18 protein-coding genes, 1 tRNA gene, 2 pseudogenes and 1 other annotated feature are annotated in these 26,650 nt (G+C 63.3%); of the genes and pseudogenes, 10 read left to right on the forward strand and 11 right to left on the reverse strand.

Annotated elements, in window-relative coordinates; all coding sequences use genetic code 11:
* Positions 1–6 precede the first annotated feature (6 nt).
* The 5 genes from pgl to ACRY_RS08800 all read right to left on the reverse strand — a co-directional run bounded on the left by pgl (position 7) and on the right by ACRY_RS08800 (position 7,115).
* Positions 7–744 (reverse strand): 6-phosphogluconolactonase, encoded by a 738-nt coding sequence (pgl, locus tag ACRY_RS08780; protein ID WP_011942119.1) that lies wholly within the window; start codon positions 742–744, stop codon positions 7–9.
* Positions 744–1,562, reverse strand: a complete 819-nt coding sequence (locus ACRY_RS08785) for a Cof-type HAD-IIB family hydrolase (RefSeq protein WP_011942120.1) — start codon at positions 1,560–1,562, stop codon at positions 744–746. The genes pgl and ACRY_RS08785 overlap by 1 nt, the downstream gene beginning before the upstream one ends.
* Positions 1,559–3,163: a glucose-6-phosphate dehydrogenase gene (gene zwf, locus ACRY_RS08790; RefSeq protein ID WP_011942121.1), complete on the reverse strand. Its 1,605-nt coding sequence runs from the start codon at positions 3,161–3,163 to the stop codon at positions 1,559–1,561. Before zwf ends, ACRY_RS08785 begins: the two co-directional genes overlap by 4 nt.
* Positions 3,160–4,164 carry a phosphogluconate dehydrogenase (NAD(+)-dependent, decarboxylating) gene (gnd, locus tag ACRY_RS08795; RefSeq protein WP_011942122.1) on the reverse strand — a complete coding sequence of 335 codons (1,005 nt, stop codon included), beginning with the start codon at positions 4,162–4,164 and terminating at the stop codon, positions 3,160–3,162. The genes zwf and gnd overlap by 4 nt, the downstream gene beginning before the upstream one ends.
* Before the next feature lie 119 nt (positions 4,165–4,283).
* Positions 4,284–7,115 carry a bifunctional transaldolase/phosoglucose isomerase gene (locus ACRY_RS08800; RefSeq protein ID WP_011942123.1) on the reverse strand — a complete coding sequence of 944 codons (2,832 nt, stop codon included), beginning with the start codon at positions 7,113–7,115 and terminating at the stop codon, positions 4,284–4,286.
* Positions 7,116–7,380: 265 nt separating this feature from the next.
* On the opposite strand from ACRY_RS08800, the gene lepA reads away from it, so the two are divergent.
* From lepA to ACRY_RS08820, 4 genes are all read left to right on the forward strand, one after another.
* On the forward strand, positions 7,381–9,186 hold the full coding sequence (gene lepA, locus ACRY_RS08805) for a translation elongation factor 4 (protein ID WP_011942124.1): 1,806 nt from the start codon (positions 7,381–7,383) through the stop codon (positions 9,184–9,186).
* Between the two features lie 5 nt (positions 9,187–9,191).
* The gene (locus tag ACRY_RS08810; protein WP_011942125.1) at positions 9,192–10,547 is read left to right on the forward strand and encodes a DNA recombination protein RmuC; all 1,356 of its coding nucleotides are present in this window, start codon (positions 9,192–9,194) and stop codon (positions 10,545–10,547) included.
* A gap of 53 nt (positions 10,548–10,600) precedes the next feature.
* A tRNA-Ser gene (locus ACRY_RS08815) sits at positions 10,601–10,690 on the forward strand.
* A 151-nt stretch (positions 10,691–10,841) separates the two neighbouring features.
* Positions 10,842–11,186, forward strand: a complete 345-nt coding sequence (locus tag ACRY_RS08820; RefSeq protein WP_011942126.1) for an Arm DNA-binding domain-containing protein — start codon at positions 10,842–10,844, stop codon at positions 11,184–11,186.
* Between the two features lies 1 nt (position 11,187).
* Here the strand turns inward: ACRY_RS08820 and ACRY_RS08825 are convergent, their stop codons facing one another.
* The 4 genes and pseudogenes from ACRY_RS08825 to ACRY_RS08840 all read right to left on the reverse strand — a co-directional run bounded on the left by ACRY_RS08825 (position 11,188) and on the right by ACRY_RS08840 (position 13,472).
* Positions 11,188–11,829: an Imm5 family immunity protein gene (locus tag ACRY_RS08825; protein ID WP_011942127.1), complete on the reverse strand. Its 642-nt coding sequence runs from the start codon at positions 11,827–11,829 to the stop codon at positions 11,188–11,190.
* 152 nt (positions 11,830–11,981) lie between these two features.
* Entirely contained in the window at positions 11,982–12,593 is a 612-nt protein-coding gene (locus ACRY_RS19085; RefSeq protein WP_011942128.1) for an IS5 family transposase, read from the reverse strand.
* Positions 12,593–12,763: pseudogene (locus ACRY_RS20495) on the reverse strand (transposase); the annotation flags it as partial. The gene ACRY_RS19085 and the pseudogene ACRY_RS20495, both read right to left, overlap by 1 nt.
* A 277-nt stretch (positions 12,764–13,040) precedes the next feature.
* Entirely contained in the window at positions 13,041–13,472 is a 432-nt protein-coding gene (locus ACRY_RS08840) for a DoxX family protein (RefSeq protein ID WP_011942129.1), read from the reverse strand.
* A gap of 128 nt (positions 13,473–13,600) precedes the next feature.
* On the opposite strand from ACRY_RS08840, the gene ACRY_RS08845 reads away from it, so the two are divergent.
* A complete protein-coding gene (locus tag ACRY_RS08845) occupies positions 13,601–14,548 on the forward strand; it encodes a LysR family transcriptional regulator (RefSeq protein ID WP_011942130.1) in 948 nt (315 codons plus the stop codon).
* 187 nt (positions 14,549–14,735) lie between these two features.
* Positions 14,736–16,060, forward strand: a pseudogene (locus ACRY_RS19090) (IS3 family transposase).
* Positions 15,068–15,184: a sequence feature (AL1L pseudoknot), on the forward strand. Its footprint overlaps the pseudogene before it by 117 nt.
* Before the next feature lie 81 nt (positions 16,061–16,141).
* Here the strand turns inward: ACRY_RS19090 and ACRY_RS08865 are convergent.
* Entirely contained in the window at positions 16,142–17,875 is a 1,734-nt protein-coding gene (locus tag ACRY_RS08865; RefSeq protein WP_231295386.1) for a PAS domain-containing methyl-accepting chemotaxis protein, read from the reverse strand.
* 668 nt (positions 17,876–18,543) lie between these two features.
* Here ACRY_RS08865 and ACRY_RS08870 point away from each other — a divergent pair.
* The 4 genes from ACRY_RS08870 to ACRY_RS08885 all read left to right on the forward strand — a co-directional run bounded on the left by ACRY_RS08870 (position 18,544) and on the right by ACRY_RS08885 (position 24,247).
* A complete protein-coding gene (locus ACRY_RS08870) occupies positions 18,544–20,334 on the forward strand; it encodes a cellulose biosynthesis cyclic di-GMP-binding regulatory protein BcsB (protein ID WP_231295387.1) in 1,791 nt (596 codons plus the stop codon).
* Between the two features lie 8 nt (positions 20,335–20,342).
* Positions 20,343–21,146 carry a hypothetical protein gene (locus ACRY_RS08875; protein WP_007424372.1) on the forward strand — a complete coding sequence of 268 codons (804 nt, stop codon included), beginning with the start codon at positions 20,343–20,345 and terminating at the stop codon, positions 21,144–21,146.
* Between the two features lie 3 nt (positions 21,147–21,149).
* Complete coding sequence (locus ACRY_RS08880) at positions 21,150–23,078, forward strand: glycosyltransferase (RefSeq protein WP_011942138.1); 1,929 nt, start codon at positions 21,150–21,152, stop codon at positions 23,076–23,078.
* A 62-nt stretch (positions 23,079–23,140) separates the two neighbouring features.
* The gene (locus ACRY_RS08885; protein ID WP_007424375.1) at positions 23,141–24,247 is read left to right on the forward strand and encodes a hypothetical protein; all 1,107 of its coding nucleotides are present in this window, start codon (positions 23,141–23,143) and stop codon (positions 24,245–24,247) included.
* Positions 24,248–24,400: 153 nt separating this feature from the next.
* On the opposite strand, the gene ACRY_RS19100 is transcribed toward ACRY_RS08885, so the two are convergent.
* Positions 24,401–26,560 (reverse strand): glycosyltransferase, encoded by a 2,160-nt coding sequence (locus ACRY_RS19100; protein WP_011942140.1) that lies wholly within the window; start codon positions 26,558–26,560, stop codon positions 24,401–24,403.
* Between the last annotated feature and the right edge of the window lie 90 nt (positions 26,561–26,650).

Genomic DNA, 26,650 nt, shown 5'->3' on the forward strand with positions numbered 1-26,650 from the left:
CCCCCTTCAGTCCGCCCATCGTCCGGCGGCATCGCGATCCGCGAGCCAGATCAGGCGTCCGACCGGCCTGAGGCGGGCGGCGGGCACGTCACGATCCGAACCGCTCAGGACGCGATCGAGCATGTCGCGCTTGCCCGCGCCGGAGACGAGAAACACCACGACCCGCGCGCTTTCGAGGATCGGGTAGGTCAGCGTGACGCGTGCTTCCGGGCGTCCCTTGGTCACCGGAATCACCCAGCGTTGCCGTTCACCGAGCAGATCGTCCTGACCGGGCAGAAGTGACGCGGTATGACCGTCATCGCCCATGCCAAGCAGGCAAAGATCAAAGAATGGCCTCGAAGGATCGAGAGTCGCTGCGCCATGGACCTCGGCCAGATCCTGCTGATATGCCGCGGCGGCCTGATCGACCGTCATCCCGTCGAACGGCACCTGATGCAGGCGGGGCGCCGCCGGCAGATGCGCGGTCAGGGCGTCGCGGATCATCCGGACATTGCTCTTGTCGTCATCCGGCGCGACGAACCGCTCATCGCCGAGAACGAGATCGATGCGTGTCCAGTCGATGCTGTCGCGCCAGGGCGCAGCAGCCAGCCGTTCGTACAATGCGCGCGGCGTCGATCCGCCGGCGAGGCCGGCCACGAACCGGCCGCGCGCGGCGGCGGCCTCTTCCGCAAAGAGGCGCGCTCCGTATTCGGCGAAGGCTTTCGCATCGGGCACGACGACGAGTTCGCCACGCACAGGTTTCATCAGCGTCTCCCCTCGAGCACGAAGCGCATCATCGCTTCGGCAAAGCCATCTTCCTCATTGCCGCGTGTGGCATGATCCGCCTTCCGCTTGACACTGTCATCGGCATTGCCCATCGCGATGGAAAGGCCGCTACGGGCAAACATGGCAACATCGTTCGGCATGTCGCCGATGGTCGCGATACGCTCGTGCGGGATGCCGAGCTCGCTCGACATCGCATCCACCACCGCGCCCTTGTTCGCATGTGCGCTGGTGATATCGAGATAATAGGGCTGCGAGCAGTCCGCCGTCACGCCGTCACCGAACGCCTTGTGCGCGGCGGCAAGGCAGGATTTCATACGCTCGGCGTCATCGGTCACCCCGACGATCTTCACGACGCCATGAAGAGACGATACATCGTAGCGCTCGACGGTCTCCGGCTCGAACGCGACGGTACGCTGTTCGCGATCGACATGCGGCGCCGCGGCATCGCGGACCAGCCAGCGATCATGCGTGTAGACCCAGGCATCGAGGCCATGGTCATCGAGCAGATCGATGGCCTTGCCGATCACGTCGTCCTGCAGGTCGTGCGAGGCGACGACGCGGCTGAAATCGGGGGCCATCATCACGCCGCCGTTGAACCCGGCCAGCGGCGTGTCGATGGCGAGCGGTTCGCTCAGCATCCGCATGCCGCGCGGCGGCCGCCCGCTGGTGATCGCGAAGCGGATGCCCGCCTCGCGAAGCGCATCGACCGCCAGCTTCGTCGCCGCCGTCAGGCGCTTGTCATTGGTGACCAGGGTGCCATCGACATCGGCAATCACGAGATCGACCGCGCGGCTCATTGCCCGCTCTCCGCCGGATCGAGCGCGACCGGTCGCCAGCGCCGCGTCGGCTCATCATCCGCAAGCAGCTTGTCCGCCGCATCCGGTCCCGCGCTGCCGCTGCGGTAGTTCGGGAAATCGGCGGCTCGGTCTCTGCCCCAGGCGTCCAGAACACGGCCGACCACACGCCACGTCTCCTCGACCATGTCTGCCCGCTGGAATAGGGTCTGATCGCCGATCATGCAATCATACAGAAGGGTTTCGTAGCCGACGTTCGGTTCCGGTTCGAAACGGTCACGATATCTGAACTGCATCCGGGCGGGCGCCAGCCGCATGGTCTGGCCGGGTTGCTTCACCTCGAACTCGATGGCGATGCCTTCATCGGGCTGGATGCGCAGAACCAGCCAGTTCGGCGGCAGGCCATCGAGCGATGCGCCCTGGAACGGCGCCAGCGGCTGCTTGCGGAAGCGGATGGCGATTTCGGTCATCCGCTCGGAAAGATGCTTGCCGGTGCGAATGTAGAACGGCACGCCGGCCCAGCGCCAGTTGTCGATGGCAAGCCGCAACGCGACATATGTTTCGGTATTCGAGTCCGCAGCAACACCTGGCTCCTCGCGATAGCCGCGCGCTGACTGGCCGGACACCTCGCCCGCGCCATACTGGCCACGCACGGCATCCTCCGGACGCAAGGTGCGGATGGCGGAGAAGAGTTCCAGCTTCTTGTCGCGGATCGCCTCGGCCCGCACACCAACCGGCGGTTCCATCGCCACCATGGCGACGAGCTGGAAGACGTGGTTCGGCACCATGTCGCGCAACGCGCCGGCCTGCTCGTAGAATTTCGCCCGTCCCTCGACGCCGACCGTCTCGGCGACGGTGATCTGCACATGGTCGATTCGATCGCGATTCCAGAGCGGATCGAAGATTCCGTTGCCGAACCGCAACGCCATGATGTTCTGAACGGTTTCCTTGCCAAGAAAATGGTCGATCCGGTAGATCTGCCGCTCGTCGACCACGCTCAGAAGCCGTCGGTTCAGGTCCTGAGCCGATGCAAGGTCGTGGCCGAACGGCTTTTCGATGATGATCCGCCGCCACGTCCCCCCGCCCGACTCATCCTCGGTCACGAGGCCGGCCTTGCCCAGATGCTCGACGATCGGTGCGAAGAACCGGTCGGCCACCGCAAGGTAGAACAGCCGGTTGCCGCCCGTGCCTTGCGAATTTTCGATCGCTTCGAGGCGGGACTTCAGGGTTTCGTAGAATTCGTCCCTGGTGAAATCACCCTGGACGTAATCGGCATGCGCCCTCAGGCGATCCCATGCGGCGTCGTCAACTTGCTTGATCTGGTCTTCGGCTTCCGGATCGCCGACGAAGCTCTCCAGCATCTCGCGCAGCGAGCCGGTCCAGTGCTTTGCGTCGAGGTCGGCGATATCGGCGCCAAGCAGGCCGAACTTCTCGGGCACCAGGCCGGTATTCGCAAGATTGTAGAGCGCCGGCACCAGCAGCCGCTTGGTCAGATCCCCCGCGGCACCGAAAATCACGACGCTGCAGGGGCCCGCGGGGGAGGCCGAGGCGGCGCCGGAGGATCCGGCCTCTGACCGGAGCGGGTGTTTTGCCAGCGGGTTCATGCGCCACCTCCCTGCTTGGCAGCAGCCGGTCCCTGCTCGACATGACCGCCGAAGCCCTGTCGCATGGCAGACAGGATCTTCTCGCCGAACGTATGATCGAGCCGGGAGCGGAACCGCGCATAGAGTGCGGCGGTGAGCACATCGGCCGGAACCGCCTCCTCGATCGCGGCGTTGATCGTCCAGCGTCCCTCGCCGGAATCCTCGACATAGCCGCTGTAGTCGGAAAGCGCCCCGTCGCGCGCCAGTGCCGCGGCGGTCAGGTCGAGCAGCCAGGACGAGATCACGCTGCCGCGCCGCCACACCTCGGCAATGTCGGCGACATCGAGGTCGTAGCGTTCGGCTTCGGGCAACGCATCGGCGCAGCGGTTGCGCAGGATCGCGAAGCCTTCCGCATAGGCCTGCATCAACCCGTATTCGATGCCGTTGTGCACCATCTTCACGAAATGCCCGGCGCCGTTCGGGCCGGCATGGATGTAGCCAAGCTCGGCACGCTCGTCCCGTCCCTCGCGCCCCGGCGTCGGTTCGATTTCCCCACGCCCCGGCGCCAGGGTTCGAAACACGGGGTCGAGCCGCCAGACGATGGCGTCGTCGCCCCCGATCATCATGCAGTAGCCGCGTTCGAGCCCCCAGACTCCGCCCGAGGTACCGACATCGACGAAATGGATGCCCTTGCGTTTCAACCGCGCGGCATGGGCGATATCGTCGCGATAGAAGCTGTTGCCGCCATCGATGACCACGTCATCCTGCCCGAGAAGGTCGCCGAGCGCGTCGACGGTCTCGCTCGTCACCTGCCCGGCCGGAAGCATCACCCAGACCGAACGCGGTGGCTCCAGAGCCTTCACGAGGCCTGCGAGATCGCGCACGCCGGTCGCCCCTTCCTTCTCGAGCTTTTCGACGGATTCTGCCGATTTGTCGAAAACCACACAGTCGTGGCCGTCTCGCATCAGCCGGCGGACAATGTTGGCGCCCATCCGGCCAAGGCCGATCACACCAATCTTCATGGCTCTGTCTCCGTTCCTGTTGCCGCGCCATGCCGCTGACGGTCCCACGACGCGGGGCCGCCGGGCATGACGCTCGTCAATGGTCTCCGGTCGGGCGCGGAGCTGCGCGCCCGCAAGATTCAAGCGAAGGCGTGGTCGATGGCCTTCTCCAGTTCGGCGAGCCCCGCGTCCACCTCGGCAAGGTGAACGCGGATGGCCCGGCGTTCGCGTTCGACGAGAACGCCGAGATCTCCCTCCGCCTGCGCCCCCTTCACCTGGCCGAAACTGTAGCGGTGGCCGGGCACGGCGAAATCCGCCGCGTCATCGGCAGTGATCTGCAGGAAGACGCCGCTGTTCGGCCCACCCTTGTAGGCCTGCCCGGTGGAGTGCAGGAAGCGCGGGCCGAAGCCGACACAGGTCGCGACCTTGCGGGCATCGCGCAACCGCAGGCGAATCGCCTCCAGCTTCGCCTCGTGCGCCCGCGTGTGTTCGATATAGGCGAGCAGGCCGATATAGTCGCCCGCGTGGGCGCGCTGGAAATGGTGCTTCAGCCAGGCCGACAAAGTGTTGTGACGGCCGAGCGCCTCGGCGTTCGCCGGGTCGGCGTAGACGGCGATGCCGTTCTCGCGGAACACCGGATCGGGGGCGGCGACGGGCGCGCCCTTCTCATAGGCATCGGTCAACGCGCGGGTCTTGATCTTGCTCGCCTCGACGTCGGGCTGGTCGAACGGGTTGATGCCGATGATGGCGCCGGCGACCGCGGTCGCCATCTCCCAGCGGAAGAATTCCTGACCGATCTGGGCGACGTCATCGAGCACGATCCGCACCACCGGATGCCCCGCTTTCGCGAGTGCTGCGAGCTTCGCATCCTGAGCCTTGTCCTCATCGCCCTTGAGCACGAGCTGCGCGAAGACGCGGTCCTTGCCATAGGCGGCGGGCTCGCCGAGCGCCTCGCCATCCACGGGGATGAGTCCGCGCCCCTGCTTGCCGGTCGATTCCGCGATGAGCTGTTCGAGCCAGGCGCCGAGACCGGCAATGCGCGGCGAGGTCACGATGGTCACCTTGTCGCGGCCGAACCGCGTCGCCGCGGTGCCGAGGAGGAGGCCGAGCCGCACGCCGGGATTGCGATCCGCCGGCACGCTCGCGGCGCAGGAGGCGACCATGTGGGAGGTCCGGACCAGGAAGTCCGACACGTCGATCCCCATCGCCGCCGCCGGCACCAGGCCAAACTTCGACAGCACGGAATAGCGCCCGCCGATCGACTTCACGCCATGGAAGAGATGCGCGAAACGCTCGTGCTTCGCGACCTGTTCGAGCGAGGAGCCCGGATCGGTCACCGCGGTGAAGTGCCGCGACCACGCCGCCTCGCCCGCGGTCTCGATCATGCGGGCGCGGAAATGCGCGAGCATGATGTTCGGCTCCAGCGTGCTGCCGGACTTCGACGAGACGATGAACATCGTCTTCGCCAGATCGAGCTTCCGCTCCAGCGCGCGGATCTGGGCGGGATCGGTGCTGTCGAGCATGTGGAAGTGCGGCCAGCCGGCCTGGCGGCCGAAACTGGTGGCGAGAACTTCAGGCCCGAGGCTCGATCCGCCCATGCCGAGCAGGGCGACATGGGTGAAGCCGCCCTCGCGGATCGCGTTGGCGAAGCGGACCAGCGTGCCGACATGCGCGTGCTCTTGCCCGACGATGTCGAGCCAGCCGAGCCAGTCGGCTTCGTCGGCGCCGGTCCAGACCGCGGCGTCGCCGGCCCAGAGCCGCCGGACCACGCCATCCGCCCGCCAGCCTGCGGCGGCCTCGTTCACCGCGTGGGCGATATCCTCGGGCGCCTCGATGCGCGCGGCGTTCACCGTGACCAGCGCCTCGCGCTTTTCGGCGACCGCACCGAGCAGCTTGTCGAACGCCTCGGCGAACTGGCGCACGCCATCCTCGACCAGGTCATGGGTGACGGTCGCGAGCGAAATGCCCTGCTCCTCGATCGCATGCAGCACGGCATAGGCGCCCTCGATATCCTGTTCGACGGCGTCATGCACGACCGAGCCGTGGTCGCGGAACGCGTCCATCGTGGCCGGCGGCATCGTGTTCACCGTGTCGCGGCCGATCAGCCGTTCGACGTAGAGCGTGTCCGGATAGTCGGGATTCTTGACGCCGGTCGAGGCCCAGAGAAGGCGCTGCACCTGCGCGCCCTTCGCGACCAGCGCCTCCCACGCCTTGCCCGCGAAAATCCTGCGGAAGCTCTCGTAGGCGAGCTTGGCATTCGCGATCGCGGCCTGGCCGAGCAGCGGCTGCAGGATGCCGGCCGGGCCGCCGGCATCGATCCTCGCCTGCAATTCACGGTCGATCACGGTGTCGATCCGGCTGACGAAGAAGCTCGCGACGCTCGCCACCTTCGACACGTCGCCGCCCTTTGCCGCATAATCCTCAAGGCCGGCGATATAAGCCTGCGCCACCGCCTCGTAGCGGGGCACCGCGAACAGCAGGGTGACGTTGATCGACAGCCCCTCGCCGATCAGGGTGTGGATCGCGGGGATTCCGGCCGAGGTCGCCGGCACCTTGATCATCAGGTTCGGGCGGTCGACCGCAGCCCACAGGCGGCGCGCCTCGTCGATCGTGCCCTGGGTGTCGTTCGCGAGGTAGGGCGAGACCTCGAGGCTGATGAAGCCGTCGCGACCGCCGGTTTCGCGATGGACCGGCGCCAGCGCGTCCGCCGCGGCCTGGATGTCGGCGATGGCCAGGTGTTCGTAGATCTCCATTGGCGCGCAGTCGCGCTCGCGGACGAAGCGCTGGAACGCCTCCCCGTATTCCGGCGCATGGGCGATCGCCTTCTCGAAGATCGCCGGATTGGAGGTGACCCCCTTGAGCCCGTCGCGCGCGACCATGGTGGCGAGTTCTCCCCCCTCGATCAGGCCGCGCTGGACGAAGTCGAGCCAGGGCGCCTGCCCGGCTTCAGCGAGTTGTTTCAGGGGGTTCATGCGGATCTCCTCAACGCAGGTCGTGATGGACGACGGTCCGGTGCCGGAGCAGGCTTATCGGCTGTTTGCCGATCCTGTCGAGAGATGGGAAAGCCCGCCGCCGATGTCACGTCCCGTCTCGGCTTGTCACCGTTCTGTGACTGAAGGCAGGTTTGGCGCAACCGATCGTTCTTTTCAATGGTACGATGGACCCGACATATCGAAGCGGGGCCGCCTTCCGCGCAATGAAGCTGACATTCGCCCCGATCTCGATTAAACAGCGCGCATGACCTCGACCCCCACCGAACTGATCCGCAACTTCTCGATCATCGCCCATATCGACCACGGCAAGTCGACCCTGGCCGACCGGCTGATCCAGACCACCGGCGCGCTCTCCGCCCGCGAGATGACCGAGCAGGTGCTCGACAACATGGACATCGAGAAGGAGCGCGGGATCACCATCAAGGCGCAGACCGTGCGCCTCAACTACAAGGCGAAGGACGGCAAGACCTACGTCCTGAACCTGATGGACACGCCCGGCCATGTCGACTTCGCCTATGAGGTGAGCCGCTCGCTCGCCGCCTGCGAGGGCTCGCTGCTGGTGGTCGACGCCTCGCAGGGCGTGGAGGCGCAGACGCTGGCGAATGTGTACCAGGCGATCGACGCCAATCACGAGATCGTCCCCGTGCTCAACAAGATCGACCTGCCGGCCGCCGAACCCGAGCGGGTGAAGCAGCAGATCGAGGACGTGATCGGGCTCGATGCGTCGGACGCGGTGGAAATCTCCGCCAAGACCGGCCTCAACATCGAGGCGGTGCTGGAAGCGCTCGTCACCCGCCTGCCGCCGCCGAAGGGCGACGAGACGGCGCCGCTCAAGGCCATGCTGGTCGACAGCTGGTATGACTCCTATCTCGGCGTGATCATTCTCGTGCGCGTGCGCGACGGGCGGCTGCGCAAGGGCCAGCGCGTCCGCATGATGTCGACCGGCGCGGTCCACACCATCGACCAGGTCGGCACCTTCTCGCCCAAGCTCACCCCGCAGGCCGATCTCGGCCCCGGCGAGATCGGCTACATCACCGCCGCCATCAAGACGGTGGCCGACTGCAACGTGGGCGACACGATCACCGACGACCGCGCCCCCGCCACCGAACCCCTGCCCGGCTTCAAGCCGTCGATCCCGGTGGTCTGGTGCGGGCTCTACCCGGTCGATGCCGACGATTTCGAGAAGCTGCGCGACAGCCTCGCCAAGCTGCGGCTCAATGATGCGAGCTTCCATTACGAGGCCGAGACCTCGGCGGCGCTCGGCTTCGGCTTCCGCTGCGGCTTTCTCGGTCTGCTGCATCTCGAGATCATCCAGGAGCGTCTGTCGCGCGAATTCGATCTCGACCTGATCGCGACCGCGCCCTCGGTGGTCTACCGGCTCTACAAGACCAGCGGCGAGATGATGGAGCTGCACAACCCGGCGGACATGCCGGACGGCTCGGTCATCGACCATATCGAGGAGCCCTGGATCCGCGCGACCATCATGGTGCCGGACGACTATCTCGGCGCCGTCCTCACCCTCTGCAACGAGCGCCGCGGCCAGCAGGTCGACCTCACCTATGTCGGCAACCGCGCCATGGCGGTCTACCGGCTGCCGCTCAACGAGGTGGTGTTCGACTTCTATGACCGGCTGAAATCGGTCAGCCGCGGCTATGCCAGCTTCGACTACCAGATGGACGACTATGTCGAGGGCGACCTCGTGAAGATCTCCATCCTGGTCAACCAGGAGCCGGTGGACGCGCTGGCCTTCATCGCCCATCGCTCCGTCGCCGACACCCGCGGCCGCGCGATCTGCGCCAAGCTGAAGGACCTGATCCCCCGGCAGCTCTTCAAGATCGCCATCCAGGCGGCGATCGGCGGCCGGGTGATCGCCCGCGAAACCCTCGGCGCGCTGTCGAAGGACGTCACCGCCAAGTGCTATGGCGGCGACATCAGCCGCAAGCGCAAGCTGCTGGAGAAGCAGAAGGAGGGCAAGAAGCGGATGCGCCAGTTCGGCAAGGTCGAAATCCCGCAGACCGCCTTCCTCGCGGCGCTGAAGATGGACGCCTGAGCCCAGTGCTCGCCGCCGCCATCGCCGCCACCATCGCCGCCCTTGGCGCCGCGATCCTCGTCGTCCTCGCGGTCCTGCAATCCCGCCAGATCGCCGCCCTGCGCGGCGAGATCGCCGAACAGTCCCGCGCCGGGCTGCGCGAGGCGTTCGACCGCGTGCAGGACGGGGCGCGGGCGCAGGGCGAGCAGCTCGCGCGCCTGCACGGCGCGATGAGCGAACTGTCCATCTTGCTCACTGGCAAGCTGGCCGAGGCGGAATCGGCGGCACAGGCCGGCCGCGCCCAGGGGCTCAGCGAGACCATGGCCGCGATTGCCCGGCTGACCGAGAGCCAGACCCTGCTCGCCGATCGCATGAACCGCGATCTCGCCGGCGTCTCGCTGGCCCTGCGCGAGGGGCAGGAGGCGCTGCGCGGCCGCGTCGAGCAGAAGCTCGATGAAATTCGCACCGGCAACGAGGCCAAGCTCGACGCGATGCGCGCCGCGGTGGACGAGAAGCTGCAATCGGCGCTGGAGCAGAAAATCGGCGAGAGCTTCCAGCGCGTGGCCGAGCAGTTCGCCCAGGTGCAGCAGGCGATCGGCCAGGTGCAGTCGGTCGCCACCCAGGTGGGCGATCTCAAGCGGCTGTTCGCCAACGTGAAATCGCGCGGCGGCTGGGGCGAGGCGCAGATCCGCCAGACGCTGGACGACACGCTGCCGCCCGGCACGTTCGAAGCCAATTTCCGCGCCGATCCGAACGGCGCCGAGGCGGTGGAATTCGCGCTGCGCATGCCGGTGCGCGAGGGGGATCAGCCCGTCTGGCTGCCGATCGACGCGAAATTCCCGACCGAGGATTACGACCGCCTGCTGCTCGCCGCCGAGGCGGGCGACCGCGACGGCGAAACCCAGGCGCTGCGGGCGCTGAGCACCCGCATCCGCGACGAGGCGAAGAAGATCGCCCAGAAATACATCCGCCCCCCGCGCACCACGGATATCGCGATCCTGTATCTGCCGAGCGAAGGCCTGTTCGCCGAGGTCGCCCGGATTCCAGGCCTGGTCGAGCAGGTGCAGCGCGAGCACCGGGTGCTGATCCAGAGCCCGAGCTTGCTGCCCGCCTTGCTGCACACGATCCGGGTTGGCCATTTCACCGTCCAGCTCGAGCGCCGCGCCGGCGAAATCGGCCGCATCCTCTCGGCGGTGAAGCTCGAATGGGGCAAGCTCGGCGAGAGCATCGAGGCGCTGGCGAAGCGCGCCGAACAGCTCTCGAAGGGGATCGACAGCACCCAGGTCCGCATCCGCGCCGTCGGCCGCAAGCTGCGCGACATCGACGAGCTCGACCCCACCCAAGCCCCTGCCCTGCTCGGCCTCGACACCGCCGAGGAATAACGCTGCCCCCCGCTTGAGCCCGGCGCGGTTGTTGGCTATGAAGCCCCGGCGCCGGAGGGATGGCCGAGCGGTCGAAGGCGCACGCTTGGAAAGCGTGTGTGCGTGAAAACGTACCGTGGGTTCGAATCCCACTCCCTCCGCCAGTTTCGCGTTTCACGCGATCTCAATCAGCCTCAACCACCTGAAATCTCTTCACTTTCCTCCGCGACGGTGTCCTAATCCGTCTCACGAGATACCCCCCAATCCCGGGGCACTTCGGGGTCGGATGTGGGGTATGGGACAGGAGGCAGGGGTATGCTCACCGACATCGCCGTCCGCAAGGCGCAGGTCCGAGACAAGCCGTACAAGATGTTCGATTCCAATGGCTTGTTCCTGCTGGTCACGCCCGCCGGAGGAAAGCTCTCGCGCTTCCGCTACAAGATCGGCGGCAAGGAGAAGCTGCTCAGCATCGGCCCCTACCCCGAGGTGATGCTCTCCGCAGCGCGGGATGCGCGCGACGAGGCCCGGGCCGGCGCGCAGGCCGGCCGCGGTTCCTCGCTGGTGCGCAGGCAACTGCGCGCCCAGGCGGCCAATTATGAGCGGTTTTCTACGAGCCGTCGTTCGATAATCAGTGACATCGACTCTAATTTGGGAAGGTAGGCTAAACCTCGTTTCCCGTCATTTCACAGGCTCTTGTGATGGCACTCCCTAGATACCAGTCCCAGAAGGCGCGTTCTATTTTCCGGTCGGTGGCTTCGGACCAGGGTAATCCGCCGGCCTCCGCCGCGGCTGCAAGCATGCTCGGCTCGAAACCTTCCGGATCGAGATCATCGTCATCGATTTCGGCATCTGCATCCGGAACCCCCTGGAAGACGGCGGTAGTGATGGTGTTGGCAGCCGCATGGCCGACAAACATTGCCGTCTCCTGACCTTTCGCATAGCTCCGGTTCTCGACGATATCGACATAAAGCGAATCGCGGGTTTTTTCAGCCAGTACCGGATCCGTACGATCGAAGGCGGTATCAAGAGCAATTCGCAGCATCGAAGCTGGCGAGTTATCAGTCGGAAAGACCGCGCGCCAAAGCGGCATTACGCGCTGGACCGCGAGAATATCCAGCAGAACAAGTCGGCGATGGCCAACATCGCGCCCTTGTTTGGTTTCGATATCGGGATACATCGCGCGCCAGATCGCACGCCTCCTAGGCAGGCTGACGCGCCCGCTTGCTTCCAGCTCATGCCGGGCAATATCAATGTTGCGTGCGAGCGTAAGAGAATTCGTCAATTGATGCCTCGCAATCGCCATTCATGATTTCGGCCTGTGATCGTTCCATCGGCCCCGAAAGTCCATGTTCCGTCCGGATCGGTGACCGTCTGGCCTTCCCCGCTCGACATCGCGAGCTTTGAAAAATACGTTCGGAGTCGGAACACATCGGCTTTGTAACACCGATGGGCTCGTTAGGTCGCGTGGACGGGTTTAACCAATATCAGTGCGCAAGCGAAGCTGATGAAGGCGGCGTAGCTGGTTGCGGTCTTATCGCAGCGCATGGCGATGCGTTTGAAGCGTTTGAGTTTGCCGATCGTCTGCTCGATGCGTGCGCGTCGGCGGTACAACCGCTTCGGGAAGAATTGGCCTCTTTCCTTGGAATTTTCGCGACGCGGGATGACCGGGGTGATGCCGCGCGCGCGAGCTGCCACTCGGTTGGCGCGGCTGTCGTATCTCTTGTCGGTCACCGCGATACGCGGACGGATGTCGGGTCCGATATCGAGCGAGGTCTCGAACTCGGTGGTATCGCTGGCTTCGCCGCCGGTCAGGTGGAAGTCGGGCGGGTGGCCGTCGAGATCGGTCTTGAGGTGAATTTTGGTCGGGAAGCCGCCACGCGAGCGGCCAAGGGCCAGGCCCTGCTGCCCCCTTTTGCCCCGGCGGCGGAGACGTGGGCGCGCGCCGTTGTGCTGTCGAAAAACTGCACCAGATGCGCGGTCTGGCTGTATTCGGCGAGAAGCTGAAAGAACGCCTCGAACACCCCGGAGCGGCTCAGCCGCCAGAACCGCTTCCATACGCTGTTCCATTTGCCAAATTCCGCAGGCAGGGCCCGCCACGTGATGCTATGGACAGTGAAATAGTGCACCGCTTCCAGAAATTTCCGGTCGTCATGCCCCGGCTCGCCACGGCTCGATTGGGCCGCGTCAAAAACCTTCAGCACCACAGACCAATCCTGTTCCGTCATTCCCGTCAGCATGCCCGACCCTCCGTTGCCGGTCACGCAGTGATCCGAACAATTCCCGGCTCGGGAATCGGTCAAATCCTCATATCAGGGATTCCGTCCACACGGCCTAGTGATCGACGACTTCATGGCACTCTTCTCCAGCTTCGTTGGAATTGGTCAGCTTGGAGCCAGACCGCAAAAGGTAGCTAAGCGATTTCAGTGGATTGTGATTCAGTTCGTTTGCGAAGACGGACAGATACACGATGGCCGGGACTGAAATCGCTCGGCGAAGATATTGCCGGACCGGCTCTCACTTCACTTCAAGGCCGAATTTTGCATCGAGCGAATACCTGCCGGCTCCAACGATGTAGAGCAACAGAAATCCTCCCAAGATGCTGACGTTCTTGTAGAAATTAATCTCGTTTTCGAAATGTGCCGCACCGGTCATCGTCCAGTAATGATGGGCGAGGAAACCGGTGGCGAGGGTGTATACTCCCATCAACAGCGCGAGAGGCCGAGTAAAGAGGCCGATCACGATGGCGCTCGACACAAAGCACTCCACCGCAATCGCAACAAGTGCCGCAAGCGACGGGAGGGGGACCCCAGTTTGCGCCATATAGGCGACGGTCCCACCATAATTTGTGAGTTTGCTCCACCCGAAGACAAGAAACAGCGTGACGAGGAGGAGCCGGGCGGCGAGGATGGTCTCGTTCTTAATTCTGTCAGCACCGAAAGTAGCCATGGATGATCTCCACGATTGGGCCGCCGGTTGGGCGAGCCGGTTGTTGATGTATTGACGCGGCGAATATCTGCCTGGCAGAAGAGATAAAAAAGAGAAATAATCGAAACTCATAATTTCTGGATATTGCCATGCGTCGTTTACCCGACCTAGAAGCCTGGGCGCTGTTCGCCAAAGTCGCTGAGACCAGGTCCTTCACCCGAGCGGCTAGTGAGCTGGGAATTTCGAAGCCGACAGTGTCGAAGGCGATCTCCCGCCTCGAGGCACGGATCGGCACCGCGCTGTTGAACAGGACCTCCCGTCGCCTTTCCTTGACCGAAGCCGGCCGTCGCGCGGCCAGGAGCGCCGGCCGGATCCTGACAGAAGGCGAGGCCCTGGAGACGGAGGCGATGGACCAAGCCACTGCACCTAGTGGCCTGGTCCGACTGACCGCGCCAATGTCATTCGGGATTGCGCACGTGGCGCCGCTCCTCCCGGAACTGTTCGAAACGTATCCGGAACTTTCGGTCGACCTACATTTGGCCGATGAAGTCGTCGATCTGGTTGGTGGCGGGTTCGACATCGCGATCAGAATTGCGGCTCTTCCAGATTCAGCCCTGCGGACCCGTCGCGTTTGTCGTGTCCGCCGTCTATTGGTTGGCGCACCGGAATATTTCGAAAGGCAAGGTCGGCCAGAACATCCAGGCGACCTCGCAAGACATGTCTGCCTTGGCTATGCCTATCTGCCCTCATCTAGTCGATGGCACTTCCGCCATGCGACGGGCGAGGAGGTCGATGTTGTTCCGGGTGGCCCCCTGAGGGTCAATAACGCCGATGCGCTGAGGCCAATGCTGGTGGCAGGACGAGGGCTCGCGGTGCAGCCGGAGTTCATGGCGGCTGAGGACATCGCCGCGGGCCGGCTCGAAGTGGCGATGGCCGATTGGTCGATGCCACCCATCGCCTTGAATATCGTCACGCCACCAAGCGGCTTACGACCAGCGCGTGTCACCGCCGTAATCGACTTCCTCTGGCATCACTTCGCAAACGCCCCATGGTCCTCTGGCCGAATGCTTGACAATTCGGCGGACGATCCCTGCTGACGGATACCAAGCGTCCATTCAGCCGAGGCGATGGGTGCCGAGGTTTTATGATGCCGAGCTTCCAGCGCCAGGACAGGCGCACAAGCGGTACGCACGACAAGTGGCGCGGCCTTGGCTTGAATTCGGGCAACCAACCTGAACCGCCCCGGGTTTGCCGAAGGCTCCAACTCCCAAATGGGATGGAGCGATGACGAGTCCGACGACGAACAAATTTTCTGCCGAAGTCCGCGAGCGTGCGGTGCGGATGGTGCTGGAGCCGAAGGTGAACATCCGTCGCGCTGGGCGAGGCAGCCAAGGTTCCGCCTGCCTTGGCATGTGGAATGCTGCGGAGGGGGCGATGGTGTCGATAGCGGCGAAGTTTGGCTGCTCGCCGCATACGCTGCGTGAATGGGTGCAGAAGGCGGATCGCGACAGCGGCCGTGCGCCTGGTGTTCCGTCGGAAGTATCTGCGAAGCTGAAGGCGCAGGAACGCGAGAACCGCGAACTCCGCCAGGCGAATGAGATCCTGCGCAAGGCGTCGGCATATTTTGCCCAGGCGGAGCTCGACCGCCGGTTCAAGCCATGATCGCGTTCATCGATGATCATCGCGAGGCCTATGGGGTCGAGCCGATCTGCGGGGTGCTGCCGATCGCCCCATCGACCTACTACGAGCATGTAGCGAAGCGGGCCAACCGCGAGAGGCGGTCAGAACGTGCCCGGCGGGATGAGGCGCTTGAGGCGGATATCCGGCGCGTGTTCGCGGAGAATTTCGAGGTCTACGGTGCGCGCAAAGTCTGGCGGCAGTTGCGGCGGGAAGGACGCGTTGTTGCCCGCTGCACGGTGGAGCGGTTGATGCGGATCATCGGCCTGCAGGGCGTAATCCGCGGCAAGCCGGTCAGGACAACGATCAGCGACAGGGCGACACCCTGCCCACAGGACCGCGTCAACCGCCAGTTTCAGGCGCCGGCGCCAAACATGCTCTGGGTCTCCGACTTCACCTATGTCGCGACCTGGCAGGGCTTTGTGTATGTGGCGTTCGTCATCGATACATTCGCCCGGCGTATCGTCGGCTGGCGGGTAAGCCGCACGGCGCATGCCGGTTTCGTCCTCGATGCCCTGGAACAGCCTCTTCACGACTGACGTCCGGTACGTAGCGGCGGCCTCGTCCATCATAGCGACCGGGGCAGCCAGTATGTCTCGATCAAATACACCGAGCGCCTGATGGAGGCCGGCATCGAACCGTCCGTCGGCAGTGTCGGCGATAGCTAGGACAACGCTCTCGCCGAGAGCATCAACGGCCTCTACAAGACCGAGGTCATCCGTCGTCGCGGGCCGTGGAAATCGTTGGAGGCCGTCGAGTTCGCAACCCTCGAATGGGTCGACTGGCTCAACCACAGACGCCTTCTCGAGCCGATCGGCAATATCCCGCCCGCCGAAGCCGAACAACGATATTTCGCCACACTCGACCAGATGAAGATCGCCGCTTGGCTTAACCCGAATGGCCTCCGGCAAACCCCGCGCGGCTTACTGTAAGTCACTAAAGTAAAGAGCAATTTCTCTCATCCAGTGGGGGGCCCCGCCCGGCCCCGGCCGGGCGGGATCGGGCCTGTCGGGTCAGGCGGGTTCGGCGACGCGGCGCGCGCGGCGCGGCGGGGTGCGGGCCGGGGCGATGGGGGCGGATGCTGTCGGTGCCGCGTGGGCAGGTGCCGCGTGGGCGGGTGCCGCGTAGGCGGGTGCGGCGTGGGCGGTGCGGAAGCCGGAGACGCGGCCGGCGAGGCGGCTGATTTCCTCGCGCAGGGAGTGGGTGGCGGCGGAGGTCTGCTCGACCATGGCGGCGTTCTGCTGGACGGCCTGGTTCATCTGGCCGGTGGCGGCGTTGATTTCGGCGAGGCTGCCGGCCTGTTCGGCGGCGGCGGTGGCGATTTCGCCGACGAGGCCGTGCAGGTCGGTGACGTGGCCGAGGATGGTATCGAGCGCGGTGCCGGTTTCGCCGACGAGGCGGACGCCGTTGCCGACCTGTTCGGAGGAGCGGGCGATGAGCAGCTTGATGGATTTGGCGGCATCGGCGGAGCGGTGCGCGAGGGCGCGGACCTCGGAGGCGACGACGGCGAAGCCGCGCCCGGCATCGCCGGCGCGGGCGGCCTCGACCCCGGCGTTGAGGGCGAGGAGGTTGGTCTGGAAGGCCATTTCATCGATCAGGCCGATGATCTGGTCGATTTCGCGGGCGGATGTTTCGATGCGGTTCATGGCGACCACGGCCTCGCCGACGATGGCGTGGGACTTGCGGGCGGCGTTGTTGGTGGCGTCGACGGCGCTGGCGGCCTTGGAGGCGTTGTCGGCGGTGCGGCGGATGCCGGTGGTGACGCTGTCGAGCACGGATGAGGTTTCCTCCAGGGTGGAGGCCTGCTGTTCGGTGCGGCGGGCGAGATCCTCGGCGGCTTCGGCGATTTCGGCGACGCCGAGATTGATTTCGTCGGTGCTCTGGCGGACGCCGTTGACGCTTTCGGCGAGGCGGCTGGCGGCGGTGTTGAAGTCGATGCGGAGCTTGTCGAGCGAGGGGATCAGCTGGCGGTCGACGGAGGCGGTGAGATCACCTTCGGAGACGCGTTCGAGGGCGTCGCCGACGAGGCCGACCTCGGCCATGCGTTCGGTGAGGTCGACCGCGAACTTGACGACCTTCGTCACCTTGCCCTCGGCGTCGTAGACCGGGTTGTAGGTGGCCTGGAGCCAGACGTGGCGGCCGCCCTTGCCCACGCGCTCGAAATCACCAGCGATGAATTCGCCCTGGCGCAGGCGCTCCCAGAAGGCCTGGTATTCGCGGCTGGCGGCGTATGCTGGTGTAGCGAACATGCTGTGCTTGCGGCCCACGATCTCGTCGCGCGCGTAACCCATCACGCGAAGGAAGTTGTCGTTGGCTTCGAGGATGGTGCCGTCGAGCGCGAACTTGATGACGGCCTGGGAGCGCTCGATGGCGTTGAGGATGCTTTCGTTTTCGGCGGCGGCCCGTTTCTCGGCGGTGATGTCGAGGGCGACCTTGACCACCTTCGCGACCTTGCCGGCGCGGTTGCGGACGGGGACGTAGGAGGCGCGGAGCCAGACATCGTGGCCGGACTTGGCGATGCGGCGGAACTCGCCGGAGCAGAAGGCGCCGCCGCGCAGGCGCTGCCAGAACTCGCCGTAGGCGGCGCTGTCGCGCTCGGTTACGGTTACAAAAATACGATGATGGCGCCCGATGATGTCGGCGGCGCCGTAGCCCATCAAACGGAGAAAACTGTCGTTGGCGTCGATGATCGTGCCGTCGGGTTTGAAACCGATGATGCCGAAGGAGTTTCCAATGGCATCAAACATCCTGCTTTTGTCAGAGATTTGACGTAGCTTCCCAATAACCACGAAACAATTCCCATTTTTATTGATTGATCTATTTTATTAAATAAAACTTCTATCCGGGTCTCCTTAACAATGTATTACCGGAATCTGATATTTTCATGCTGCACGCTGACTATCATGTCATTCGGCCAAAGATGCCGCGACTATCAAATAGACAAGGCGCTACATGCGATGGGATCGGAGGCGTTCCAGATCGAGGTTGTCAGCGCAGCCGTTCCGGCGCACTGGCGAGATGTTCCGAACGGTTTCTTTGGTCTCGGACCGTCGCGAAGCCGCAAACATCAGCGTTGTGGATCGGCCACCGAACCCCTTTAGCTTCAAGATGGGTGAGCGCGTACGCCGCGGTTCAGCGCGACGAGGCCGGCGGATAGCTGCGAAATCATGATTGAAGCCAGAAACGTTCAAATTTCGAGTCAACATTCTCGATCAGGCTTTACTCATTTTGATAAAAAAGATATTAAATTAGACAGCTAATGTTTTGGTCTTAAAATATCGTCTTGTGGGAATAATCTGTGATCAGTTTGAGATTACGCGACGAACGCGTCAACTGCACACAATCTCCAACCCAGCCTCCCCGCTCCTTCCGGCCCAAATGCCTCTACGGTGCCATACTGGCCATGGTTGGCCTCATGCCCAATCTGGTTTGTGGTATCGCAGATGCCAACACAATACGGGATCTCGGATTTCCCCAGGGCATTACCCTGAGGAGTGACCACCTCCATGCCAGCGTGTTCATGCCGGTCACTCAGGGGGCCATCGGGGGCGACCTGACCCTGCGTTTCATGGCTGCGAGTACACTTGGTGCCGGTGCGGCGCTGACCGTCGAGGCCAATGGCACGCCGGTGGATACCGTTCCCGCCAGCGACGCCGGTTCGCCCATCCGCATCACGATTCCGGCCTCGCTTGTGACAGGGCAATCCTCCTTTCTGCGCCTGACCTTTATCGAGACACTGCCGCCGGTCCGGCGCGGTCACTGCGGCGGCCGCTCTCCGGCAAGCACATGGATCCGCATCGCCGCAAATACCGGCTTCACGCCATCCGGCGGCAAGGCAGGCGTCGGAACCGCTTGGCGCGGACTTTCGACACCAGTGACGATCGCGCTGCCGTCACAGCCGAGCCTCGCCGACATCGATAGTGCGCTCATTCTGTCCACCGCGCTTGTCGAGCGCGGAATCACGCCGTTCGTCTCCGATCAGCCCGACGCATCGATCCGGATCGACCCATCCAATGACCCGAAACACGACGTGGCAAACGTCGAGACCGGCACCGATGGTCAATCCCAGATCGTCGTCGGCTCGCCCGCCGCGGCGCGCGGTCTCGTGGTGGCCGATCAACTGACCGCCGGCATTCGCTCGGCAGGCGTCACGGCGACGCTGGCGAGCGCCGCCACCAAACGTCAGGGGGCCGATGCTGTCACACTCGGAGCGCTTGGCATCGCCTCGAAAACGGTGACGGTATCCGGCACCAGAACCTTGCCAATTCCTCTCGTTCCGGCGTCCCTGCCGGTCAACAGGCACGTCACTGCCGTAATTCTGGAGGGGAGAGGCGCCGCCCTTCCACCAGGCGACGCCGAGGCCGTTACCTTGCTGGTGGGCGGCAACGTCGTCTGGAGCCGAGCCTTTCGGGGCGCCGTGAGGCTTGACCATGTGCGGATCGATCTGCCCCAGCGACTTCTGTCGGCAGGGGCGCCCGTCACCTTGCAACTGAGCCGGCTTGGCCACACCGAAGTGTGCTCGCAGCCTGCAGGGGTGGACTTCACCCTCATGAACAATACCGAACTGGTTCTGGGGAATGGCCCGCGCCGGCCGACAAGGTTTAACGGGTTTTCCCCTGCGGGCGGCGGCTCGGTTCCCGTGCTGACCGACCTGCCGGCGGCGGCACTCGGCCCGACCCTGCCGCTCGTCGCGCAGTTGCTGGGCAACCATGAGGTCAATCCGATCGCCATCAATGTCATCGCCGCGAACGGACCACCGACCCGTCCGTTCCTGCTGATCGCGGACAAGCCCGGTGATGTGGTGGCACAGGCGCCGCTGCCGCAACCTCGGGCGCCGCACGCCGCCCGAAAGCTTTCGCTTCCCGGCCGGTCGGCAGCGATAGAGCTGCCGCATATTCGTAAATTGACCGTTCTCCAGCTGGTCGCGACCAAGACAGGCGTTCCGGGACTGTGGTTGACTCCCGGCCCACGATCCAGCCTGGCTCAGGCTGTGTTGCCCGGCGATGGTAACATCGCCTTCTATGATGGATCGGGACCGCCAGCGACCTTCGAGACGGCCGCATACCGGGCGGACTTCCACGGTTCTGCCGTCGCCAGCGTGGCGGGCATCGTCGCGGCCTGGCGTCGGGAGCTCTTTGCGGTCATCTGGTTGCTCATCGCTGTCGCTCTCGTCGTGATTCTCGCGCGGCGGAGACACCGTCGATGAGGAGAATAATGCCGGCATGGCGGCTGGCGGCGCTTGTCATCGCCGGCACCGCCGCAACAACATCAGCCGCCAGGGCCGGTGCCTGGCCCGAGCCCGTCGGGCACTGGCTCGCGATCGAGACGTTCAGCGACTATCACGCGGCGACCCAGGGCTATGGCCAGTTCGGCCAGCCGGCCGGGCGAGGCCGCTATGTGCAATATGAGTTGTCTCCCTACATCGAATATGGGCTCACTCCACGATTGACTCTGGGTTTCCAACCCAGGGCTCAGGAAGTGATACAGTCGAACCTGCCGGGCACCCGTGGGGCCACCGGCTTCGTGCAATTCAACCTCTGGGCACGCTATGCGGTGTGGCGCGACGCATGGAACGTGATCTCGGTACAGGGGCAACTGGGCATCCCCGGCGTGCAAAGTCCGGCCTCCCCCGTTCTTGCCCAGCCAGGCGCCGAATATGAAGGCCGCGTGCTGTTTGGCCACGCCTTTCGCCTGCCCGGTGGCTGGTCCGGCTATACCGATCTCGAAGCGGGCTATCGGATGGAAGTCGATGGCTGGGCCGATCAGATCCGTGCCGACGGGACGATCGGTATTCGCCCTCGGCGAGGCTGGCTATTGCTCGCGCAAGGCTTCAACACGATCAGCGTCGGCACGGCCGCGCCCGGCGGATCGGATTACAATCTCTACCGCGTCGCGTTTTCCGTGGTGCATGACCTTACTCATCATGTCGCTGTGCAGGCAGGCCTATGGCATGACGCCGGTGGGCGAAACGTCGCTCTCGGCAATGCTGGCTTTCTTGCCGTTTGGCTGAGGTTCTGACGCATGCCCGCTTCGGGCCGGCCACCATGGCGGCCGCCTTCCGCTCGCGATCTGGCAGCACTCGACCGCCTGGTGCAAGCGGGCAGCGTCACCCCCTTGCAACGGGACGAGGCGATCCATACCGCCTATGCCTGGCGCGTCAGTCTGCCAGACGTGTTGAGCGCGATGTATCGCGTCACCAGCTTGCGATGGGCAAGAGAACTATCCGCCGCATCGGGTTTGCCGCTTGTCGATCTCCGGGCCAGTCCGTGCGATCACACGCTGCTTGCCGAAGCCGAGCATGACCTTTACCTGCGTCACCTGTTTATTCCCTGGCGGCGCCAGCCGGACGGCGTTGTGGTGATCGCAACCCTGAATCCCGAGGATCCTGCGATCCGCGCCCTCATGCGCGAACGCATGCCGGGCTGTCACGTCGAGTTCGTGATCACGTCGAAATTCGATTTGATCTGGGCCGTTCAACGGATATTTGATCCAGAATTGAGCGAAGCGGCGCGCGAGGCGCTGTTCAACCGGAATCCGGAACTCTCGGCAAAAGTCACGCTTTCGGCGGGCCAGAAGACCGTCGCGGTGGGGATTGGTCTTGCGCTCCTGCTCGCCCTGGGCCTGGCCCCCCGCCTGACGCTGCTCGGCATCATGGCGACGGTTTCCGCACTGTATGCGTCCCTGTTCGCGTTCCGCGGTGTCCTCACGATCGTCGGAAGCGGGAGGCGGACCGATATATCCGTCAATGCGAGCGAACTCGCCGCACTCAAGGACGGGGATCTCCCGGTCTTCACCGTTCTTGTTCCGATGTATCGCGAGGCTGAAGTATTGCCGATCCTGGTCGATTCGATCCGACGCCTCGATTATCCGCGGGCGAAGCTCGATGTGAAACTGGTGCTCGAAGCCGGCGACACCGAGACGATCGAGGCAGCAAAGGCCCTCGGTGCTGAGGATCTTTTCGAGATCATCCGGGTTCCGGACAGCCAGCCGAAAACCAAGCCAAAGGCGTGCAACTATGCGCTTCGCTTCGCGCGCGGCGAATACACCGTGATTTTCGACGCCGAGGACAGCCCTGAACCCGACCAGCTGCGCAAGGTTGTCGCGCTGTTCAATGCCTCCGGCCCGGAGGTCGCCTGCGTTCAGGCACGGCTCAACTATTTCAACCGTGATGACAATTTCCTGACCCGGATGTTCACACTCGAGTATAGTCAATGGTTTGACTATCTGCTGCCCGGCCTGTACCGGCTGAACATACCTATCCCCCTCGGCGGAACGTCGAACCACTTCCGAACCGAGGTGCTGCACGAACTCGGCGCATGGGATCCCTACAACGTCACCGAGGATGCCGATCTTGGCATCCGCCTCACGCAGGCTGGCTATCGGGTGGCCGTGGTGAATTCCACAACATTCGAGGAAGCAAACGGCGTCCTGCACAGCTGGATCAACCAGCGTAGCCGATGGATCAAGGGCTATATGCAGACATGGCTCGTGCATATGCGCCGGCCGGTCGAGCTTTACCGGCGGCTGGGGCCGGTCGGATTTCTCGGCTTCCATATGTTCATCGGCTTCCCCCCGATGACCGCGCTGATCAATCCGTTGCTCTGGATCATGTTTCTCGTCTCGGTCATCGTTGGGCGATCGGCCGTGGCCGGCTTCTTCCCGGGGCCCGTTCTGGTGCTTGCGCTGTTCGATCTGATGGTGGGCAACGCGATGTACGTGTATTTCAATATCGTCGCTGTCGCGAAGCGTCGCTGGTACGGGTTGGTTCCATGGGGACTGCTTGCCCCTGCCTATTGGGTATTGCACTCCGTGGCGGCCTACAAGGCACTCCTGCAACTCATCACCAACCCTCATTATTGGGAAAAGACAACCCACGGAACGTCCTCGCGCACCCAGGAAACCATTGCCAGCCTCAAGGCGGGTTCGGCCACGGGAAGTGAGGCACAGTGAGTAGCGGCGCAAACCACATCCAGGTCCGCGCTTCCGGCCCCCTGGTCACGCGTGCGTGGCGAGTGGCGCTGGTCGTCGGCGGGGCGTCGTTCTTGTTGTTCGCCGCGGCCGCTCACAAGCTCCTGCTGGCCGGCGCGATCGAGCCCGCCCTGCGCGAGTCCTGGAATCACGCCAATTCGCAGATGTTGCTGTCCGGGCAATGGCCGATGTTTGTGATGATCAATCTTCTGCACCTGATACCGGGATGCGGCCCATCCTCGATGGTCGTCATCACAATAACGGCCACCGCTCTGGCGCAGGGGCTTCTGGCGCGTGATCTCATACAACGCGGTTGGTCACCAGGTTTGGCGGCATCGGGTATTCTTGTCACCAGCGCGAACCCGGTGATCGTCATCATCGCGACCAGCGGAGCACCAATGATCTTTTACACGATCGTGGTGGGACTCCTGATTCTGGCGATCGATCGCGTCGAAGCGATCGCCGATACGCGGGCACTTATACTGCTCGGAGTTGGCGTCGCCGCGATGTTCGTCCTCTGGCCAAATGCGATCTACTGGGTAGCGCCCACATTAATCGTGCTGCCCCTCGCCTTTCGCGAAATGAACAGCATTTCCGCCGCGGTCGCGCTATTCACCATTGCACTTCTGCCAGGCTTCATTGTCGTATCGTCGATGATATTAAGCGGTGCAATGTTCGGGCGCCCGCCTGCCGAAGCGATCGCTGTATGGAACGCGATCCTGCACGGGGCGGCTCCACAGGAAGTCCTTCACAGCGCCTGGTTGGCCTCTTTTGGCGGCCAGTTCACGGCAGCGTTTGTCGCGCTGGCGCTGATGTGCGCAACTATCGCGCCAAGAAGCTGGCTGATCATCTGGCGCCTCGGGCTCAACCGGCGGGAGCAAACCCAACCGGCCACGGCCCTTGCGGCCTTATTGCTGCCGCCGATTTCAGGCGCCCTGGCGACATATTTCTGGCACCTCGACGCACCAATCGTCGTCGTTGCCTGCAGCCTGGCTGCGGTCGCCAGCTGGACCGCCACAGCGAGCCTGCGGCACGGCGAGCGAGCGGCCTGGGTATTGCTGTCGCTGGCCGGAACATCCTTCGGATGGGCGGCGCCACTTTTGTGGCAGGACTCCGGACTTGCTCACTTGCGCCACATATTGCTGACATAAGGGGCCATTGATCGTGTGTTGATGATCGTCTGCTGATCCTTCCAGCATTCGCCCCTTCCTATATCAAAAAGCCCGTTAGGATTGAGATTTCCATCATCATTTATAACCTTAACAACACAAGAAAATTATCAAATAGGTTGTCGTCTCGTTTGATTAATTGCACAATTTTTCAATCAATTGCCGCCACTCGCATACACGGCGTGACCAATCGTACTCTTCGGCAAAATGAGCCTGCTGGGCGAGCGATCGCTCTGGCTGACCGTTCCACGGATTATCAAATTCCTCGCGCAATTTTGCGGCAAAGGTCGCTGCATGTGCGTTGGCGTCAACCGTCCAAGGATAGACGTGCGCAAATCCGCTTGTGGTTTCTGGCAGTGCGCCGAGCGACGGGCAAATCACCCGGCAGCCCGCAGCCATCGCTTCAATCACCGCAAGGCATGAGGTCTCCGCGAATGTGCTGGGGTAGGTGAGAAAATGCATGTCCCGAAGCGCCATGCGTAGTTCGGCATTAGGGACGATACCATGATAAAACACACCTGATAACGCTTGCGCTCGTTCGTAGAGATGGCTGTAAGGGCCGTCGTCGCCAAGATAAAGTTTCATGGACGACCAGACGTGCAGTTCGGCATTGACTGGGTTGATGTGTTCCCAGGCGTCGAGAAGTACGGAAAGACCGCGGAACGGCGTGCTAGCATAAGCACAACGCCAAACAGGACCTGCTTCCCATCGCCGCGGCGATGCGTTGACGTCAGTCGCATTGCGCAGCACCACACAACGTTCCGGCGGTAGCCCGAATGTCTTGAGATATTGTTCACGCTGCCAGTGGGAGACAAAAACAAAACAGTCGACCAAATCGACAGTCGCCTTGTCTGAACACCATTGAACCCATTCCTGGTTGACGTCATGATGTATCCAGACCACGCGCGGCCTGGAGTCCTTTTCGCTGCCGGGGTGGTTGATTTGAAGGTTGATGCGATCGAGTTCCTGAGCCATCCGTTGCTTCAGGCCACCAACCATCAACTCAGTCCCAGCCATTGGCGTCTGCGGGACCCATGTAGACTTTTTCGAATCAGCAGCTGAGGTCACAGGATGAAATTGCCGCACGGCGTCGGCTAAATCTGCGGGCAAAAGCCGCGATCTACCCACGTCACGATGTATGTCGATTTTATTTCCGTCGCCTATGGTCGCGGCGCGCTGCGATCCGTCCGCTGTCACCTCGTCCGCTGCCTTTGGATAAAATTGCAGATTGTATTGGGCTAGGGAACGCACATGTTCAGGAACGTCGGCGCTTTGTGCAAGCCAGTTGCACGCCGCAGCACCGCGCGCCTTACGCGCTGGATCGGGCGAATAATTGGCCGCAATCGACAGTTCCTCGCGCAGCCCCCAATCGAAAATGTAATCCTCGATAAACAGCGTGTCGCCGTCAGGATATCCTAGCGCAATCCCTTGTTCTGCAAACAGCGCCGCCGCTTCGTTTCGGCTGCGCTCCCGGTGGTAACGCGCGAGATCGTACAGCGGTTCTGCACGGTGTGGGCGTTGGCTGAAGGCGGCCAGCGATTGGCGCACGAATCCGCCGTCGTCACCGAGACGGAGAAGACAACGGGCCTCCTGCAACCGCGCATACCACGCTTCCTCATCCCCACCGCCCATCGTTGCCCGCTTGGCGTAGGTCTCGACGGCCTCAGTCAACCGTCCGGCATCTCGGTAGCTCTGGGCGAGATAGAACACATAACGGGCGTTCTCAGGATCATCGGCCAACGCCTCGGTCAGCAGCCGGATATCGCGTTCAAATTTGTCGACGCGGTTGGCGCCGCTTGCATGGTCTTTGAACCACACGCCATCAAGCCGCTGGTGATCGCCATCGACGGCGAGATACTCATGCGTGACACCATGATACAGCGCTCCGGCATTCCGGCGAACAAGTCGGGCATTCCAATAGCTGATGCCCGCATGCTGCAGCAAATCGTAACATGGTGCTTGGAGTTTTTGCTGGAAGTCGGGGTCGTCGACGACGAGTTCCATATCGGCATCATTCAGCAATAGATAATCGTACTCGATGGGTGTCGCATAAGCATGTGCCAGCGCCTCGTTGCGAGCCTGCGCGAAATTCTCAAACGGAAAACTATGCAACTCACCAGGAATGCCGCGCTCGGCAAAGAACGAACGGATAAAATCCTGCGTCCCATCAGTCGAGCCGGTATCGCCGATAACCCAAGCCGAAATCCACGGTGCAACAGCGCCAAGACAACGCGCGAGATTGGCCATCTCGTTTTTCACGATCATGTTCAGGCAGATCGTCTTCCTATCAGCCATCAAAATCCCCTTATGATCAATACGCATATCGATAATAGGCGCGCCTCTCGGAGGAGAGGGTGTCGTTAGTTATTCACTAATTCACTTGAA

Source organism: Acidiphilium cryptum JF-5, assembly GCF_000016725.1.
In the GTDB taxonomy this organism is placed as follows: domain Bacteria; phylum Pseudomonadota; class Alphaproteobacteria; order Acetobacterales; family Acetobacteraceae; genus Acidiphilium; species Acidiphilium multivorum.